We start from the raw sequence: 17308 nt of genomic DNA, 5'->3' as shown, positions 1-17308 counted from the left end.
CCGGCGTATGCAGATGATGGACCAAGACAAGGTAAACATTCTTCTGGTGGACGACCAGCCAGCGAAGCTGCTCGCCTATGAGGTCATCCTGAAGGAACTCGGCGAGAACCTGGTCAAGGCTTCGTCCGGACGCGAAGCGCTCGAGTTCCTGCTCAAGAACGACGTCGCCATCATCCTGGTCGATGTCTGCATGCCGGAACTGGACGGGTTCGAACTCGCCGCGATGATCCGCGAACATCCCCGCTTCCAGAAGACGGCGATGATATTCATCTCCGCGATACAGGTCAGCGACATCGACCGGCTGCGCGGCTACGAAATGGGTGCGGTCGACTATGTTCCGGTGCCCGTCGTACCGGAGGTGCTGCGCGCCAAGATCAAGGTGTTTGCGGAGCTCTATCGCAAGACGCGCCAGCTCGAGCGCCTCAACGTCGAGCTCGAAGATCGCGTTCGCGCCCGCACCGCCGAACTGGAGGAATCGCACGCGAGGCTTTTGGAAAGCGAGCAGCGCCGCAGTCTCGCGATAGCCGCCGGGAAGATGGGATCCTGGGACTGGGACTGGGTCAATGGCGACTGGATGTGGGATGAAGGCCAGTATCAGATCCTTGGCATCGATCCCCACAAGTTCGAACTGACGCCGGCCAATATCCAGGCGCTGTTTCACCCCGACGACGTTCATGAACTGCACGAGGCGTGGGCGAGCTTCGCCCGAGGCGCGAAATCATACGAAGCGGAATTCCGCATCATCCGGCCGAATGGCGAGATGCGCTGGTGCGCGGGCACGGCGGCGGCAACCACCGACAAGGGCGGCCGTGTTATCCGCGTCAGCGGCGTCACCGTCGATATCACCGAGCGCAAACAGGCCGAGGAGCGGCAGAACCTGCTGGCGCGGGAGGTCGACCACCGTGCCAAGAACGCGCTGGCGCTGGCGCAATCCATCGTCCGGCTGACGCGCGGCGAGAACGTGAAGACCTATATCCGTTCGGTCGAAGGGCGGATCAACGCGCTGGCGCGGGTGCACACCGTGCTCTCGTTGTCGAGCTGGCAAGGCGCCGAAATAAGAAAACTGATCGACGAGGAGCTGGCGCCCTATTCCACCGGCGAACAGATCGACTTGTCCGGTCCGGAGGTCCAGCTCGAGCCGGCGACGGCCCAGACCGTCGCGCTGGCGCTGCACGAACTCGTCACCAATTCGGCGAAGTACGGCGCCCTGTCGGCGCTGTTGGGCCGGCTGTCGGTGAGCTGGGAAGACCAGGCGGGCCTTCTCAAGATCATATGGGTGGAGACCGGCGGGCCGCCGGTCGAGAAGCCGGTATCGCGAGGGTTCGGAACCAGGAGCGTGATCGCCAGCATCGAGTCGCAGCTCGGTGGCCATGCCGAATTCGACTGGCGCCGGGAGGGCCTCGTTTGTTGCCTCTCGGTCCCCTTGCCGCATCGGCAGTTTACCGCCGATCCGGTTTCGCTGATCGAGGCTACCGCCGACGGCAATGGCCTGCGACGCGCGGGGCGGTAACCGCAGCGCGTGGCGGCCCGGCAGCAAAGCCGTTGCGCTGATCTAGCGCGCCGCGGCGGCCCCGGCCGAGTTCCTCTCCAGGCATCGTCCGGTAATATGAACCTTGAGTTGATTCCCGCGGGGGCGTCGCTAGCGTAGCCTCTGGAGGTGCGATTCCAGCGGCCTTCAGGAATCGGCCGGATGTCCGACCGCGCCGGATGCATTGTTTTCGCGCGTTGGAAGCTATTGCCATGGCGCGTTCGTTGCCAGTTTGCTGGAGACGACAATGGGTAACGAGCGCAACATCTTTCTTTCGACCATGCCGGCGACGCGCCGCGATCGTGTGGCCGCGCTCGCCGTGGTCGGCGTCTCGGCGGTGCTGTTCGCCTGCGCCGTGCCATTTGCCGGCGTGCCGCTCACCCCGATCCCGGCATTCGTTGCGAGCTATCAGTCCGCGCTCGCCATCAACGACCTGATCACCGCCATCCTGCTGTTTTCGCAGTTTTCGATTTCCCGTTCGCGGGCGATGCTGTTGCTCGCCAGCGGATATTTGTTCACCGCGCTGGCAGCCATCGCCCACGCGCTGACCTTTCCCGGACTGTTCGCGCCCGGCGGCCTGCTCGGCGCGGGAACGCAGACCACCGTCTGGCTCTGCATGATCTGGCACGGCGGTTTTCCGTTGCTCGTCCTCGGCTATGCCTTGCTGAAGGCAAAGGACAACGAGCCGAAGGTACAGGGCTCGACCGGCGCGGCCGTCGTTGCGAGCATCGTTGCGGTCAGTGCCGCGATGGCCGCATTCACCTGGCTCGTCACCGCCCAGCACGACCGTCTGCCGATCCTGCTGAGCGGCGGCCATTACACGCCCATCATGCTCGGAGTGGTCTCGACCGTATGGTGCCTCAGCCTGGCTGCATTGGTGGTATTGTGGCTCCGCAGGCCGCACTTCGTCCTCGACGTCTGGCTGATGGTGGTGATGTGCGCCTGGCTGTTCGACATCGCCCTGTCGGCGATCCTGAACGTGGCGCGATTCGACGTCAGCTTCTATCTCGGCCGCATCTATGGCCTTTCTGCCGCGAGCTTCGTGCTCGCCGTCCTGCTCGTCGACAATGTCGGCCTGCAGGCGAAGCTCGCCCGCCTGCTCGGATCATTGCGTTTGCAAGCCGCCTCTGAAAGAGACCTTCGCACCGAGCGCGACAGCCTTTTTAGCGCTGTCGTGGAATCGTCCAACGACGCCATCATCACCAAACTGCTGGACGGCACCATCACGAGTTGGAACGGAGCCGCTGAACGCCTGTTCGGCTACACGGCCGCGGAGGCGATCGGCAGGCACATTAGTCTCATTGTTCCGCCGGACCGGCGCGACGAGATACGCAATATTATTGAACGGATCGGCCGAGGCGAGCCGATTGCACATTACGAGACGTCGCGCATGCGCAAGGATGGCAGCACCGTCGACGTTTCGCTGAGCATTTCTCCCATCCGCACCACGTCCGGCAAGATTGTCGGCGTTTCCAAAGCTGCGCACGACATCACCGAGAGCAAGCGGACCCAGCAGGCGCTCAGCCAGGAAATCGAGGAGCGGCGGCGCATCTTCGAGTCATCGAACGACCTGATCTTCGTGACCGATTCCGCGGGGAATTTCATCCAGGTCAGCCCGAGCGTCACCGCCATCCTCGGCTATCATCCCTCCGACATGGTCGGACGCAGCGCGATCGAATTCATCCACCCCGACGATCTCGAACACACCCGCAGGGAGATGCGGGCGGGGCGACGGGGGCAAAGCAAGCGCAATTTCGAGACGCGCTATGTCAGCAAGGAGGGCAAGGCGGTCGCGCTGAACTGGACCGGAAACTGGTCGGAGCCGGTCCGCCGCCATTTCTTCATCGGCCGCGACCTGACGGAAAAGCAGGCCGCGGAAGCCCAGTTGCGGCATGCGCAGAAGATGGATGCGGTCGGCCAGCTCACGGGTGGCGTCGCGCACGACTTCAACAACATCCTGACCGTGATCACGGGCACCATCGGCATCCTGGAAGAAGCCGTCGCCGATCAGCCCCAGCTCGCCGCCATCGCCAAGCTGATCGACGAAGCCGCCGAACGCGGGGCCAACCTGACCAAGCACCTGCTGGCCTTTGCCCGCAAGCAGCCGCTGCAGCCGGTTGAAGTCGACGTCAATGCGCTGGTGCTGGAGTCGGCAAAGCTGCTGCACCCGACGCTTGGCGAAAACATCGAAATCACGCCGCTATTGGCGGAAGATGCATGGACCGCGCTGGCCGATCCAAACCTGCTGACGACGGCCGTTCTCAATCTGGCAATAAATGCGCGCGATGCCATGCCCAACGGCGGCAAGCTCGCGCTCGAGACCAGCAACGTCTTCCTCGACGACAACTACGCGAGCATGCACGACGAGGTCACGACCGGAAATTACGTGATGATTGCGGTCAGCGACACCGGCTCCGGAATCTCGCCCGCACTGCTCGAACGGGTATTCGAACCGTTTTTCACGACCAAGGAGGTCGGCCGGGGCACCGGCCTTGGCCTCAGCATGGTGTTCGGCTTCGTCAAGCAGTCGGGCGGTCACGTCAAGATCTACAGCGAGGAAGGCCACGGCACCTCCGTCAAGATCTACCTGCCGCGGGCGACGGGATTGCAGCAGACCACGGCGGAAGCGCTGGTCTCGGCGCATGTCGAGGGCGGCAACGAAACGGTCCTCGTCGTCGAGGACGATACGCTGGTGCGGCGCTACGTGATGACGCAGATCGAGAGCCTGGGCTACACCACGCTGGAGGCCTCCAACGCTTCCGACGCCCTGCGCTTCATCGACGAGGTCCCCGCCATCGACCTGCTTTTCACCGACGTGATCATGCCCGGCATCATGAACGGCCGTCAGCTCGTCGACGAAGCGCTGAAGCGGCGGCCGGACCTCAAGACCCTGTTCACATCGGGATATACCGAGAACGCCATCGTCCATCATGGCCGCCTGGATTCCGGCGTGCTGCTGCTGGCAAAACCCTATCGCAAATCCGAGCTTGCCCGGATGATCCGGCTCGCGCTTGCCAGTTGAAGCATTCCCGGCGGCTGATATATCCGTGGATGGAACTCCAGACGGCTGCAGCCCCCACGGACCGACGCCTTGAAAAACCTGCTCACCGATATTTCCGGCGTTCGCGTCGGCCACGCCCACGACGCGGCCATCGCCTCCGGCGTCACCGCGATCATTTTCGATACTCCCGCGGTCGCCTCGATCGACGTGCGCGGCGGCGGCCCGGGCACCCGTGATGACGCGATGCTCAAGCCCGAAAGTACGGTCGAGGCGATCGACGCCATCGCGCTTTCCGGCGGCTCGGCGCTCGGACTGGATGCCGCGGGCGGCATACAGGCATGGCTCGCCGAACAGGGCCGCGGTTTAAGAATCCGCGAGGCGGTCATTCCGATCGTTCCGGGCGCGATCTGCTTCGATCTGCTCAACGGCGGCAACAAGGCATGGGGACGCTTCCCGCCCTATCGCGATCTCGGCTACGCCGCGGCGTGTGCCGCAGGCGGCGATTTCGCGCTGGGCAGCGTCGGCGCCGGCCTCGGCGCGACGACAGCCAATTTCAAGGGCGGCCTCGGCTCGGCTTCCGCGCAGACCGAAAGCGGCGTCACCGTCGCGGCGCTTGCCGTCGTCAACGCCGTCGGCAGCGTCACTGTCGGCGACGGGCCATGGTTCTGGGCGGCGCCGTTCGAAACCGCCAACGAATTTGGCGGGCGCGGACTGCCGCCGGCATTCACGCCTGATATGCTGAGCGCGCGGCTCAAGGGCGGCGCGGCTGCGGCGTCTTCGGAAAACACCACGCTGGTGGTCGTGGTCACGGACGCCATACTGACAAAAGCGCAGGCCAAACGGCTCGCGATGATCGCGCACACCGGCATGGCGCGCGCCATCTATCCCGTCCATGCCACGACGGATGGCGACGTGGTGTATGCCGCAGCGACCGGCAAGAAACCGATCGATCCGCGGTTCGGCCTCACCGAACTCGGCATGGTGGCCGCCAACACGGTTGCGCGCGCGATCGCGCGCGGCGTCCATAGTGCGACCGCGCTACCCTTTCTGGGTGCGCTACCGGCGTGGGGCGATCGCTTCGGTTAGATCGCAGTCCGAAGGAATCTCTCCGGGTCTCGTGTTCAGACGCTCACCGAGAGCGATGAAGTGGCGGCCGATGCAATCTGCTGGGCCTGCCGCTGGATCATCTGCTCGATGAAATTGTAGGACGAAGCCGCTGAAGTGGATGAGCTTTTGCCTGCGGCCGACGTCATCGTTACCTTGGATCCGTCCGCATAGGTGAGCGACGTCGTCACTGAACCGTCGCTGTTGGTGACGGATGTGGTGGAAGCGCCTTGCAGCGCCTGCGAGAGCGGATCGGAATTCGATCCGTCGGACTCGCTGGCGGCATGGAGATGCTTCTTGCCGCCCTTCAGCGCCGATGCCAGCTCCTTGAGGCTGACCGAACCGTCGCCGTCCTTGTCGAGCTTGCCGAACACGCTGTCGGCGTTCGCGAGGTTGGTGCCGCCGGCGCCGAGCGCAGTTTCGAATTCTTCCTTGCTGATCTTGCCGTCGCCGTCGCCATCGATCTGCGCGAACAGATCCTTCAGCGCGGCGGAGCGGCTCTTGGAAGCCGTGGTCGTCGACCCCGTCGAGGACTGGCTCTGCGCGTCGAGCAGCGCGCTCATGGTCTGCGGCGATATCTGCGAACCGCCGCCGCCGGATCCGGAACCCGTGCCCGAGCCGACCGAAGCCGACGAACCCGAGGACATCAGATCGAACAGGCTCTTGGCGTCCTGGCTGCGGCCGGTGGATTGCGCGGACGACGACTTCGACGACGTCAGCGCCTTGAGGGCATCGATCGCCGACGACGCGGCGCCCAAAGCAAGGAACATGGCAAAACTCCAACAACGCCGCGCCGGTCGCGGCCGATAGGTCGTGCATGTTCCTCAGCAAGCGCCGTGCCATGCAGAAAATCCCAATAAAACCGGGCTTTCCCGCATCCGTTCCGATCCGTAAACCCGGCAATAGCTGCCCGCTCCGGCAGATTTTTCCCGCCCACAGGACGCCTTGGCGGTCGCATTGCCCCCGGCCGCCCTGCATGTTACGCGGAGCCATCCTGCCCCTCGAAGAGTTTTGGGAAAGCGCACATGTCTCAGCAATTTGCGTCGCGTCCCCTTGTCATCGCGCCGTCGATCCTGGCGGCGGATTTCGCCAAGCTGGGCGAGGAAGTCCGCGCTGTCGATGCGGCCGGCGCCGACTGGATCCATCTCGACGTGATGGACGGGCATTTCGTGCCCAACATTTCCTACGGCCCTGATGTGATCAAGGCGATGCGCCCGCACACCAAGAAGATCTTTGACGCCCATCTGATGATCTCGCCCTGCGACCCTTATCTGGAGGCGTTTGCAAAAGCCGGCTGCGATCACATCACCGTCCATGCCGAGGCCGGCCCGCATCTGCATCGCTCGCTGCAGGCGATCCGCGCGCTCGGCAAGAAGGCCGGCGTCTCACTCAACCCGGGCACGCCGGCGAGCGCGATCGAATATGTCATTGACCTGATCGATCTGGTGCTGGTCATGTCGGTCAATCCCGGATTCGGTGGCCAGGCCTTCATCAAGTCGGCGCTCGGCAAGGTCAGCGACATCAGGGCGATGACCGCGGGACGCCCGATCGACATCGAGGTCGATGGCGGCGTAGGCCCAGATGTCGCCGGACAGTTGGCCGCTGCCGGCGCCAATGCGCTGGTCGCAGGCTCGGCGGTATTCAAGGGCGGCACATTGGATGCCTACAAGACCAATATTTCCGCGATCCGTCACGCGGCGGCGTTGGCGCGCGGCGAAGCGGTCTGACGCGGACAAGTCTCTCGCGCCAACCGGCGCGCGCTGATCGTGCGAACGGCCTGGGGCAAACGGAGCGTGACGGCGACGCGCTTTGAAGACATGGACGCGGCATTCGAGATATCGGACATCGGCCGCGGCGCCGGCCATCTGAATTTCGCGTCGGGGCGCTCGACCCGCTCTCCCGATACGGATTACACCGGCCGCTACGGGTTCCGCTGCATTCGAAATCCGTCAGGGGTTCGCGACATTCTGGAGCGCGCACGTCACCGAAAAACATAGCGAGCCGGCAGGAAAGCCACAGCAGGCGCGCGGCGAGCCATGGAACCTGGAAAGTCCATGCTCCGGCCACAAAGCGTCACGCATCTCGCCATAAAGGCGGATCAGCATTGCGGCCTTTCATGGATGGGACGCGAATATGATCAAGGCCTACACGACAGCCGCAATTCTCCTGCTCCTCGCACCCTCCGCCGCGCTCGCGCAACGCGCGGGCGACACCGCACTGGGCGCGCTAGCCGGCGCCGTCGTGCTGGGCCCGGTCGGCGCCGTCGCCGGCGCCTTCGTCGGTTATACGGCCGGGCCTTCGATATCGCGGTCGTGGGGACTGGAAGGCTCGCGCTCGTCGCGGCACCGCAGGCAGTCTTCAAGGGACAGCGTGCGCGGCGCCAGGGCCGAAGCCGTAGGCGCCGCACCCAGTTCCGCCGGTCAGACCGAACGGGCCGGCCGCGCCACCAGTTATCCGGTGCCGAATCCGCCGCGCGCCGCCAAAACAACGCTGCCGCCCGTCCAGAGCCTCGACTGACCGTCTGATCCGACGCTAAGGCTGATTACGCCGGCACAGACGCCGACGGTGGCGGCCGCACCACCGTCACGGTGCAGGCAGCCTCGGCGGCGACCTTGGCTGACACGCTGCCGAGCAGCGTGCGCAGCATCGAATTCTGCCGCGCGCCGATCACGATGTGATCGACATGATTGATCCTGGTGAACTCCAGGATCGCGGCGGCGGGATCGACCGCCTCCAGCACATGCACCGTGAGCCGGCTTTCATCCAGCTCCAGCGGCTGCGCCCAGTGCCGCAGCGCGACCAGGCGGTCGATATGCTTGTTGTTGCCCTGTTCGTCGAGCGTCCGGTCGATGGTGACGCGGCCGAGCCTGAGCACGTTCAGGCAGGCGAGCCGCGCCGACGGCGATGTCGAGAGAAGCTGGGCGGCGGTGCGGCGCAGGCATTCGTTGAGCGGTCCCGACCCCTCCTCGGTATCGAGCGCAACGACTACGATCGGTCCAGAAGCGAGCTGAGCTGCGACATCGGATTTCGGCCGCGGCAGCGTCAGGCCGCGATTGAAGCGACGGCGCCACACCGTGGAGAGCGGATCGCGCTTCATCCGCTCCGACCGCGCGGTCAGCTTGACCTGTTCGGGATGGGCCAGTTCGAACGCCAGTTGCGAAGCCGTCGGATGCCGCCATACCGGCTCGATCTCGAGGCACCGCAGCACGATTTCCTGCAGCCATGGCGGATAGTCCGGCTGAAGCTTGCGCGGTGGATAGGGATCGCGCCACAGCCTTCGCCGCATGCCGCGCAGCGTTTCACTCTCGCCGAACGGCCGCTCGCCGGTGGTGAAGAAATACAACAGCACACCCAGCGAAAACAGGTCGCTGCGCGGATCGTCGCGAACACCGAGCAAACGCTCCGGCGCCATATAGGGTGCGGTGCCGTAGGGCAGACGGAATTCTTCCTGCAACAGGTCCGGCAACTGGTTGTGATGCGACAGGCCGAAATCGATCAGCACGCATTCGCCGGAGGGGCGAAACATGATGCTGGACGGCTTGATGTCGTGGTGAATGACGTTCTGCCGGTGCAGATCGGCCAGCGCGGTGGCGATCTTTCCCCCGATCGCCCTCGCCTCTTCGTAAGGAATCGGCAATTGGTCGATCCGGCCATACAGCGTCTTGCCGGGGATGCGCTCCATGACGACGTAGGGCTGCCGGTCGAAATCGCCGGTGCCGAAGCAGCCCGGCACGTGCGGGCCCGCCAGCCGCGGCAGGATCATCTGCTCCATCTCGAAGCTGACGATGGCTGCCGGGTCCTCGCCCTCGGCAACCCGCGGGACCTTCATCAACAGTGGAACGTTGATGCCGGGATGCGTCACCGTCCACAGCGTCGCCATGCCGCCCTGGTGGACGCGCTCGCCGATGGTGAAGCCGTCAAGTTGCGCGCCCTGCTCGATCAAAGGCTTCACCACTCCCTCATTTCCCCACGAGCAGGCGATCGGCCAGCCAGTGCGGCAAGCCGTTGGCGCGGATCCGGTCCGCCGCCGCCTCGACATCGTAAGGTACGCGACAATAGGTGATCTCGCGCGACGTCGTATCGAGCATCGCGAACGAAGCCGCCGGGTCGCCGTCCCGCGGCTGCCCGACCGAGCCGAGTACGGCGAGCCAGCGCCGGCCGCCGAGCAATTGCACCGGCACATCGCATGTGGGGATGAAGCACGTCATCTTCGCCGCCGATGACATCGAATAGAGCGCCGGCCGGTGGATGTGGCCGCAGAAGGTGACATGGGCATCGGTGGCCGCGATGCTGCGCGCGGCGTCCGGCGTATCGCGCACATAGCGCCATTGCGACGGGTGTGAGGCTTCGGAATGCACATAGAGGCGATCGTCTTCGCGCCGGGTCAGCGGCAACGCGGCGAGAAAACGCCGCTGCGCCACGCTCAGCCTGCCGCGCGTCCACTCGATCGCGGCTTGCGCCGCGGCGTTCATGGTCTCCGATGGGGTGCTGATGGCGTGATCGTGGTTGCCGATCACGGCGATGGCGCCGTCTTCGACCAGACCCATCACGGTATCGACCGCCCATTCCGGATCGGCGCCATAGCCGACGACGTCGCCGAGGCAGACGATGCGTTCCGCGCCGCGGGCGCGCGCGAATTCGAGGCACGCGCTGAACGCCTGCCGGTTGGCATGAATATCCGCAAAGATGGCAAGCCGCACGTTTTCCCTCCGCATCCATCATCGCGCCCGTGCTTGCGCGTGTCTTGAGGGATACCAAACAACAGGCCGCTTGTGAGGTGCAATCAGGCTGGGGGCGCCGGAAGGCCATTAGGCTGATCAGATCCAGCCGGCGGCGCGATACAAATGAGTGGGTAGTCCCCTCGCTATCCTGAGCTGAGGGCTGGCACCCGCGGCAATAACCGGCAAGCAGAATACCAATCTCTCCCACTTCAATATGTAGCGCGTAAGGGGCTTGCTTCAAGACCCCGGCCTTCCCGTAGAAACGCCCACCGAAGCCAGTTGCTACGGAGGGACGAAATGGGTGCGGCAAAGACCAGGCATGCGGTGGTAATCGTCGGCGGAGGTCCGACAGGACTGATGTTGGCAGGCGAGTTAGCGTTGGCGGGCATCGACGTCGCCATTGTCGAGCGGCGCGCCAATCAGGAACTCGCCGGCTCTCGCGCAGGCGGTCTGCACGCACGCGCCATCGAGATGCTCGACCAGCGCGGGATCGCCGATCGGTTCCTGTCGCAGGGACAGACCCATGAGGTCGTGCATTTCCACATGATCACGTTGGACATCAGCGACTTTCCCACCCGGCACAACTACCTTCTCGGGCTGTGGCAGAACCACATCGAGCGCATCCTGGCCGAGTGGATCGGCGAACTGAAGGTGCCGATCTATCGCGGACGTGAGGTGACCGATATCGCGCAGGACGACACCGGCGTCGACGTCGCGCTCTCCGACGGCCAGTCGCTCCGGGCGGAATATCTCGTCGGGTGCGACGGCGGCCGCAGCGTGATTCGCAAGGCAGCCGGCATCGCGTTTCCCGGGTGGGATCCGACGACGAGCTGGCTGATCGCCGAAGTCGAGACGACCGAAGAGCCGAAATGGGGGTTTCACCAGGACGCGTTCGGCACCCATGGCATCGGCAGGACGGAGAATGGAGGGGCGCGGGTCGTATTGACCGAGCGGGACGTCGGATCCACCAGCGAACCCACGATGCGCGATGTCAGCGAGGCGCTGATCGCCGTCTACGGGACCGACTACGGCATCCACAGTCCGACCTGGATCTCCCGCTTCACCGATATGACGCGGCAAGCCGCGGCGTATCGCGAGAGGCGCGTCCTGCTGGCCGGCGACGCCGCGCATGTGCATCCCCCGATGGGTGGACAGGGCCTCAACACCGGTGTGCAGGATGCGGTGAACCTGGGATGGAAGCTGGCCCAGGTGGTCAAGCTGATATCACCGGAAAGCCTTCTCGATAGCTATCACGCCGAGCGCTTTCCCGTAACCGCCCGCGTCTTGCGCAACACGATGGCGCAGGTCGCGCTTCGTCGTAGGGACGAGCGCAGCAAAGCCCTGGGCGACACCGTTTCCGAACTCCTCGGCATGGACGAGCCTCGCAGGCGGCTCGCCGGGGAGATATCCGGTCTGGACATTCACTACGACCTCGGCGAGGGACACAAGCTGCTCGGACGCCGCATGCCCGATCTCGACCTGGTCACCGCCAACGGTCCGCTGCGGGTTTTCACCCTGCTCCACGGTGCCCGGCCGGTGCTGCTCAACCTCGGTGCACCCGGCGGCCTCGACATCACGCCATGGGCGGATCGGGTTCAGTTCGTTGCGGCTGAGTACGATGGTCCGTGGGAGCTTCCGGTGCTTGGCGCGGTCACGGCTCCCGATGCCGTATTAATTCGGCCCGACGGATATGTGGCCTGGGTCGGCGACCTGACCCAACCGGGGCTCGCTGATGTCCTAACCACCTGGTTCGGACCGCCTGCCGCGGCGTAGCCGCACTTTGAGTTGCATTTAGCTTCCGAACCGCGCGGTTTAGTGCAACACATGTTTTGCGATACGAGAGCTATCCTTTGCGCCGCCCATCGCTCTCGCCAAGCTGAAAAGGGACGCCCGGATGAAGCGCCTGCATCGCCTTCTCGCGGCTTTGTCGATCCCCTGTCTCGTCACTCTCGGCCTTGCTACCGCCGCCCGCGCCTACGCCGTCGCGCCGGCGGGCGGCCCGGAAGCACTCGGTTTCTCGTCATCGCGGTTGGCGCGGATCGCGGCCTGGCAACAGTCGCAGGTCGATGCCGGCGCCTTCTCGGGCGCGGTTGCAGCGATCGCGCGCAATGGCAAGGTCGCGTATCTGCGAGCTGTAGGCTTTCGCGACCGGGCCAAGACGATCCCGCTACAGCCCGATGCGATCTTCTGGATCGCCTCGATGACCAAACCGGTCACCAGCGTTGCCGCCATGATGCTGGTCGAAGAAGGAAAGCTCGACCTCACCGCCCCGGTCCATCGCTATCTTCCCGAACTCAAGGACATGATGGTCGGCGTCGAGACGAAAGACCCGGCGAGCGGCAAGACAGATCTCATGTACGAGCCGCAGAAGCGCCCGATGACAGTTGAGGACCTGCTGCGCCATACCGCCGGGCTGGTCTACGGTGTGGGTGGCACGAAGGTGGACCAACTGTACAGAAGCCTCTATGGCATGACCGGCGTGTACCGCCGGGACAAAACGCTTGCCGATTTCGTCTCCGGTCTGGCCAAACTTCCACTTGCTCACCAGCCGGGCGAGGTCTGGGACTACGGTCTCTCCGTCGATGTACTCGCGCGTGTCATCGAGGTGGCTTCCGGTCAACCGTTCGACCAATTCCTGGAGGCACGGCTGTTCAGACCGCTGGAGATGGTCGACACCGGCTTTCACGTGCCCGAAGCCAAGCTTTCCCGCCTGGTTGATCCGCCCGCCATCAGCGGGCCGCCGGACAGCGTGATGGCTGACGTCACCAAGCCGACCAAACTGTTCTCGGGCGGTGGTGGACTGGTGTCGACGGCCGCCGATTATCTGCGGTTTTGCCAGATGCTGCTCAACCGCGGCGAACTCGACGGAGTCCGCATCCTTTCGCCCGCAACCGTGAAGCTGATGACCACGAACGCGCTACCATCAGACATCCGCTTCGCCGGCAGCGGCATCGTCGGGCCCCAGGGTGGCTCGACCTGGGGACTTGGCTTTGCGGTCCGCAGCGATGCCGCGTGGAGCATGGTGCCTGGATCGGTTGGCAGCTTCAACTGGATGGGCACCTCGGGCACCTATTTCTGGATCGACCCGGCGGAGCAACTGATCGCCTTGCAGTTGATCCAGGTTGCACCAAGTATGGGCGGTCCATTCAACCGTCCGTTTCGCAATCTCACCTATGGAGCCTTCCGCGTTCCTGACCAGGGCGTCCCGGACGCCGCCGCGGCCCCGGTGAGGATCGACTCGGACACGCTCGCGGCTTATGCGGGAACCTATCGGCTCGGATCGCCCAGCTCACGCGACATGCAGGTGCCCCGCGAGTTCGGCGGCCTCGGCGTCGACGTCGCCACAGAGAATGGCCAGCTCAAGGTAGTGTCTCCGATCCGGGGCATGCCCGCCGCCAAGGCCGGCATCATGGCAGGTGACATCATCACACATCTCGACGACGCGGCGATCCAAGGCATTTCCCTCAATCAGGCGATCGAGAAGATGCGCGGACCGGTCAACACCAAGGTCCGCCTGAGGATCATACGGAAGGGACAGGACGGGCCGATCGAGGTGTCGCTCGTCCGCGCCCGGATCCGACTGCAAGGAGCAGCCGATCTTCAAGTCGTCAACAAGGATGGCCACCTCCTGATCGAGGCAAGCGGAGACCTGCCGGTCCTCGATTTTGAGAAAGGTGCAGCGATCACGGTCGTCCCGATGTCGAGCAACGAGTTCTTCGTGGATGGCGGCGACCACACCCGCCTTGCCTTCCTGCGCGACGGGGCCGGCCCGATGCGCCTGGTGCTCAATCCGGGACCCTGGCAGATCACGGGTCAGCGGATCAACTGACGGGATACGAAAGAGGAGACGCGGAGGACAACTCGCGGCTCTCGGGAAGAAGGGTTTGACCCTACAGCCCGGATACAGAACGATCGTCACCGCCTGCGCGGCGTTTCCAAACCCTTGAGCAGCAGCGCGAGCAACGCGTCGATCCGCGCCGGGGCACTCGGCTCGTTCCATTCCTCCGCATGCGCGGGATGGTGGAAGCGGCTGGTGGCATCGAAAATCGCGCGCGCCGTCACCTTGACGTCGGCAACTTCGAACGCGCCCTGCTTCACGCCGTCGGACAGGATCAGGGCGATCTGGTCGACCAAGCAGTCCTTGTGGCAGTTCACCGACTGGCAGGCCTCGCGGGCCAGCGCCAGGTAGGTCGCAAACATCTCGGGATCGTCGCCAAGCCGCTTGTGCTTGATCGAAAACATCGTGCGCAGCCACTTCTCCAGCCGTGCGGGCGCCGGGCCGGAAGTTTCTGCGATCTTCAGGAGCGGCGCGCTGAGACGGTCGAGCCATCGCTTGGCCACCGCTTCGCGCAGCGAGGCCTTGCTGGGGAAATGGCGATAGACGCTGCCGTGGCTGACATCCAGCGCCCGGGCAACATCCACCACGGTGGCCTTGGCCAGCCCGTAGCGGCGCAGAACGTCCTCGGTTACCTCCAGAATCCGTTCGGGGGTCAGAACCACGACTTCGTTCATGCGCGCACCTGCGAAACGATGGGACGGGTGGTCATCTTATCCCCTTAGGCAATCACCTTGGCGGGTTAATGTTTCGTCGCCGGTTCCAGCCGCTCGGCCTGGGCGGCCAGATGACGGGCAACGCTCTGGTTGAGCCAGCGCTGGATTTGGGCAGTCAGTTGAATGAGATGGGTCGTCATAGCGTAGTCCTTTGCAAGTACCCGGGCTCAAACCATCGAGCCGGGTGACGCCTGATCTTGGCGTCGGCAATGGATATAGCATGTCTCGCTGACAGATTTCAATATCTGTCAGTCAATAATCTGTGATTGTCGGGGACCATCGCCGGAAGCCTATGGCTCGTCCTTCGGCGGCATTCGCGGCGGCAGTAGTGGCGTAAACGACACCTCGTCGCCATCGCGGGGCGTCGCAAGCAATCCCCCGCCCGTCGAGGGATCGCCGCCCGACGTGTCCAGGATCATGCTGGGCGTGATGTACTCGCGGGCGGCTTGGAGCAGCCCGCCGCCGCCATCGCCAAAATCGGCGGCGCGGCCGCCCTGTGCACGGCCAGCGGCGATCTCGCTCGCCGCCTTGTCGGTCTTTTCCGCAAGCCTGTCGCTGTAGGGAATGCGGTACGCCCGCGGGACGCCGCTCGGCCGATTGCCGTCGTCGAGCGTCTCGACCCAGAGATAGATCGAGCCCGGATCGCCGTCCAGCGAGTGCGGCTCGACGATACGGGCCTGCAGCAATTTGAAGGCGACAGGAAGCCTGTCGACGCTGGCCCAACCCAGCAGTCCGCGCACCCCGACAAAGCTCGCAATGTAAAACGCGCTCGTTATCACCACGGCGATCGCCTTGGCCGACCAGGGCACACGCGCATAGACGAGGACAATCAGCAACAGCGCGCCGATCAGCGCGTAGCTGAGAGAGAGCGTCAGGATGACGGATTGAAGGCTATTCACGGCGCGGCATCCTCACGCCGGTTTTCGGATCGAGATCCGCGCCGTTGGAGCGAACGTTGCGGAACGTCTCCATCAACGACTTCTGCCGCTGCTGGACGTCGACCACCTTGCCTGCGGCGTCGAGCCAGAACCGCACCGCCGTCTTCTCGTCGCCGGTGTGGTCGAGCGTCAGCTTGTTGTCGAAGATCACCTGCGCGGTTGGATTGAGTTTCTGAACCTTGACGCTCACCGCGACGGGCTGCCCGGTGATGGCCTGAAAGTGCGAGACGTTGACGGTGTATTCGCCGGGGACGATGCCGCGCACCGTGACGATCTCCTCCCGGATCGGCGACAGGATCTTCTTGCCGGCGACGACGATGAAGTCGTTGGCGCCGCCGCGATCATCGCGGTCGAGGGTGAGGAAACCGGCTTCGCGACGGCGATACCAGGCGATGTTGCCGGCAGGGTCCTGCACGAACAGATCGAAGTCGTCAGGATGATTGTCCGGCCAATCCATCGTGATGAGGAATTCGGCCTTGGAATCGATCTTGCCATCCTTCGCGTCCGGCGAGATCGCAAGCAAAGCCAGGAAGAACAGGAAGGCGATCACCTGCAGCGCCTTGAACAGCATCACGCCGAGCGGGTCGAACGGCTCCTCGCGCGGATAGAGACCGAAGTCATCCATCATGGCGGCGTTCCAAGACGGCTTTCCAATACAAGGCGGCTTTCCAATACCGGGGTGACGTGGGTCTCGGTCAGCATGACGGCATCGGAAAACACCCGCTGGGTCGCGGCATCGAGCATGTAATATTGGATGCGGACCAGGATGGAGCCGATCAAGCCCGCCAGCGTCGTGTACATGGCCACCGCCATGCCGTCGCTCATCAGGCCCATCGATGTTTTCATCGCGGCCTTGTCGGCCGCGTCCAGCGTGGCGATCGGCGCCAGCATGATGATAAAGCCGACGATCGTGCCGAGCAGTCCGAGCTTCATCAGCGTGTCGGAAACGAATGCACCAAACCCGTTGGAGCCCCTCAACCGGTCGGCCAGCGTCCGCAACAGCAGCGTCTGGTCGATGCGGCCGGCGGCTTGCGCCCTGGCCTTCGTCACCAGGCTGCGGATGTGATCGCTGACCAACCCGCCCGGCAGGCCGCGCGCATCGGCGCCGAGCGCCTTCGCGCCATCAGGCGCCGACAGCACGGCGCGACAGCCTCTTGCGACCTCGCCTTCCCGCGCGATCGCGCGCGTTCGCCAGAAGCAATGGCCGCAGGTGATGAGGTAGAGAACGGCGATCAGGCTCGAAATATAGGTGCGGTCGGAGGCGACCATGAGATGGATCAACCCGTACCGCCACAGCAGGAAGACGGCAAAGACCGAAAGCCCGGTAAAGATCATCCAGAGCAGCAGGACGCCGCGTTCCGGCGTGGCCGTGCCTGATAATGCGGTCTCGGCACCAATGGCACTCATGCTGCGTTAGCTCCCTTGAGGGCTGCTGCGCCGAAGCCCACCCGCCAAAAGGCCCCCT

15 protein-coding genes are annotated in these 17308 nt (G+C 64.4%); 8 read left to right on the top strand and 7 right to left on the bottom strand.

Features of this window, described 5'->3' with window-relative positions; all coding sequences use genetic code 11:
• Positions 1 to 16 precede the first annotated feature (16 nt).
• The 3 genes from C7G61_RS17685 (at position 17) to C7G61_RS17675 (ending at position 5615) form a co-directional block, all read left to right on the top strand.
• Positions 17 to 1510 (top strand): HWE histidine kinase domain-containing protein, encoded by a 1494-nt coding sequence (locus C7G61_RS17685; protein WP_108516915.1) that lies wholly within the window; start codon positions 17 to 19, stop codon positions 1508 to 1510.
• A gap of 265 nt (positions 1511 to 1775) precedes the next feature.
• On the top strand, positions 1776 to 4550 hold the full coding sequence (locus C7G61_RS17680; RefSeq protein ID WP_108516502.1) for a PAS domain S-box protein: 2775 nt from the start codon (positions 1776 to 1778) through the stop codon (positions 4548 to 4550).
• Between the two features lie 69 nt (positions 4551 to 4619).
• Entirely contained in the window at positions 4620 to 5615 is a 996-nt protein-coding gene (locus C7G61_RS17675; RefSeq protein WP_108516500.1) for a P1 family peptidase, read from the top strand.
• Between the two features lie 35 nt (positions 5616 to 5650).
• Here C7G61_RS17675 and C7G61_RS17670 read toward each other — a convergent pair whose 3' ends face one another.
• Positions 5651 to 6403 carry an EF-hand domain-containing protein gene (locus C7G61_RS17670; protein ID WP_108516498.1) on the bottom strand — a complete coding sequence of 251 codons (753 nt, stop codon included), beginning with the start codon at positions 6401 to 6403 and terminating at the stop codon, positions 5651 to 5653.
• A 255-nt stretch (positions 6404 to 6658) separates the two neighbouring features.
• Between C7G61_RS17670 and rpe the strand changes: the two genes are divergently transcribed.
• The 3 genes from rpe (at position 6659) to C7G61_RS17655 (ending at position 8150) form a co-directional block, all read left to right on the top strand.
• The gene (gene rpe / locus C7G61_RS17665; protein ID WP_108516496.1) at positions 6659 to 7360 is read left to right on the top strand and encodes a ribulose-phosphate 3-epimerase; all 702 of its coding nucleotides are present in this window, start codon (positions 6659 to 6661) and stop codon (positions 7358 to 7360) included.
• Positions 7361 to 7426: 66 nt separating this feature from the next.
• Positions 7427 to 7630, top strand: coding sequence for a hypothetical protein (locus C7G61_RS17660; protein WP_244608336.1), 204 nt, complete (start codon positions 7427 to 7429; stop codon positions 7628 to 7630).
• A gap of 136 nt (positions 7631 to 7766) precedes the next feature.
• Positions 7767 to 8150, top strand: a complete 384-nt coding sequence (locus C7G61_RS17655) for a DNA-directed RNA polymerase subunit N (RefSeq protein ID WP_108516493.1) — start codon at positions 7767 to 7769, stop codon at positions 8148 to 8150.
• 25 nt (positions 8151 to 8175) lie between these two features.
• Here the strand turns inward: C7G61_RS17655 and C7G61_RS17650 are convergent, their stop codons facing one another.
• The gene (locus C7G61_RS17650; protein WP_108516491.1) at positions 8176 to 9588 is read right to left on the bottom strand and encodes a bifunctional serine/threonine-protein kinase/universal stress protein; all 1413 of its coding nucleotides are present in this window, start codon (positions 9586 to 9588) and stop codon (positions 8176 to 8178) included.
• Between the two features lie 4 nt (positions 9589 to 9592).
• On the bottom strand, positions 9593 to 10333 hold the full coding sequence (locus C7G61_RS17645; protein WP_108516912.1) for a metallophosphoesterase family protein: 741 nt from the start codon (positions 10331 to 10333) through the stop codon (positions 9593 to 9595).
• Positions 10334 to 10651: 318 nt separating this feature from the next.
• On the opposite strand from C7G61_RS17645, the gene C7G61_RS17640 reads away from it, so the two are divergent.
• Together C7G61_RS17640 and C7G61_RS17635 are read left to right on the top strand one after the other, a co-directional pair.
• On the top strand, positions 10652 to 12127 hold the full coding sequence (locus tag C7G61_RS17640; protein WP_108516489.1) for an FAD-dependent monooxygenase: 1476 nt from the start codon (positions 10652 to 10654) through the stop codon (positions 12125 to 12127).
• Between the two features lie 121 nt (positions 12128 to 12248).
• A complete protein-coding gene (locus tag C7G61_RS17635; RefSeq protein WP_108516487.1) occupies positions 12249 to 14183 on the top strand; it encodes a serine hydrolase in 1935 nt (644 codons plus the stop codon).
• Between the two features lie 86 nt (positions 14184 to 14269).
• Here C7G61_RS17635 and C7G61_RS17630 read toward each other — a convergent pair whose 3' ends face one another.
• The 4 genes from C7G61_RS17630 to C7G61_RS17615 form a co-directional block, all read right to left on the bottom strand.
• Positions 14270 to 14866, bottom strand: coding sequence for a TetR/AcrR family transcriptional regulator (locus tag C7G61_RS17630; protein WP_108516485.1), 597 nt, complete (start codon positions 14864 to 14866; stop codon positions 14270 to 14272).
• Between the two features lie 329 nt (positions 14867 to 15195).
• Positions 15196 to 15804 (bottom strand): hypothetical protein, encoded by a 609-nt coding sequence (locus tag C7G61_RS17625; RefSeq protein WP_108516483.1) that lies wholly within the window; start codon positions 15802 to 15804, stop codon positions 15196 to 15198.
• Positions 15797 to 16471, bottom strand: a complete 675-nt coding sequence (locus C7G61_RS17620; RefSeq protein ID WP_108516481.1) for a hypothetical protein — start codon at positions 16469 to 16471, stop codon at positions 15797 to 15799. Before C7G61_RS17620 ends, C7G61_RS17625 begins: the two co-directional genes overlap by 8 nt.
• Positions 16468 to 17250 (bottom strand): MotA/TolQ/ExbB proton channel family protein, encoded by a 783-nt coding sequence (locus C7G61_RS17615; RefSeq protein ID WP_108516478.1) that lies wholly within the window; start codon positions 17248 to 17250, stop codon positions 16468 to 16470. Before C7G61_RS17615 ends, C7G61_RS17620 begins: the two co-directional genes overlap by 4 nt.
• Positions 17251 to 17308 lie beyond the last annotated feature (58 nt).

This window comes from Bradyrhizobium algeriense, assembly GCF_003062295.1.
Classification (GTDB): domain Bacteria; phylum Pseudomonadota; class Alphaproteobacteria; order Rhizobiales; family Xanthobacteraceae; genus Bradyrhizobium; species Bradyrhizobium algeriense.
This window is presented reverse-complemented; position numbering and strand designations above follow the sequence as displayed.

Excerpts from the sequence above, each read along its gene's own strand:
- C7G61_RS17685 (WP_108516915.1), top strand. The coding sequence starts at position 17 with ATGGACCAAGACAAGGTAAACATTCTTCTGGTGGACGACCAGCCAGCG.
- C7G61_RS17680 (WP_108516502.1), top strand. The coding sequence starts at position 1,776 with ATGGGTAACGAGCGCAACATCTTTCTTTCGACCATGCCGGCGACGCGC.
- C7G61_RS17670 (WP_108516498.1), bottom strand. The coding sequence starts at position 6,403 with ATGTTCCTTGCTTTGGGCGCCGCGTCGTCGGCGATCGATGCCCTCAAG.
- rpe (WP_108516496.1), top strand. The coding sequence starts at position 6,659 with ATGTCTCAGCAATTTGCGTCGCGTCCCCTTGTCATCGCGCCGTCGATC.
- C7G61_RS17655 (WP_108516493.1), top strand. The coding sequence starts at position 7,767 with ATGATCAAGGCCTACACGACAGCCGCAATTCTCCTGCTCCTCGCACCC.
- C7G61_RS17640 (WP_108516489.1), top strand. The coding sequence starts at position 10,652 with ATGGGTGCGGCAAAGACCAGGCATGCGGTGGTAATCGTCGGCGGAGGT.
- C7G61_RS17635 (WP_108516487.1), top strand. The coding sequence starts at position 12,249 with ATGAAGCGCCTGCATCGCCTTCTCGCGGCTTTGTCGATCCCCTGTCTC.
- C7G61_RS17630 (WP_108516485.1), bottom strand. The coding sequence starts at position 14,866 with ATGAACGAAGTCGTGGTTCTGACCCCCGAACGGATTCTGGAGGTAACC.
- C7G61_RS17620 (WP_108516481.1), bottom strand. The coding sequence starts at position 16,471 with ATGATGGATGACTTCGGTCTCTATCCGCGCGAGGAGCCGTTCGACCCG.
- C7G61_RS17615 (WP_108516478.1), bottom strand. The coding sequence starts at position 17,250 with ATGAGTGCCATTGGTGCCGAGACCGCATTATCAGGCACGGCCACGCCG.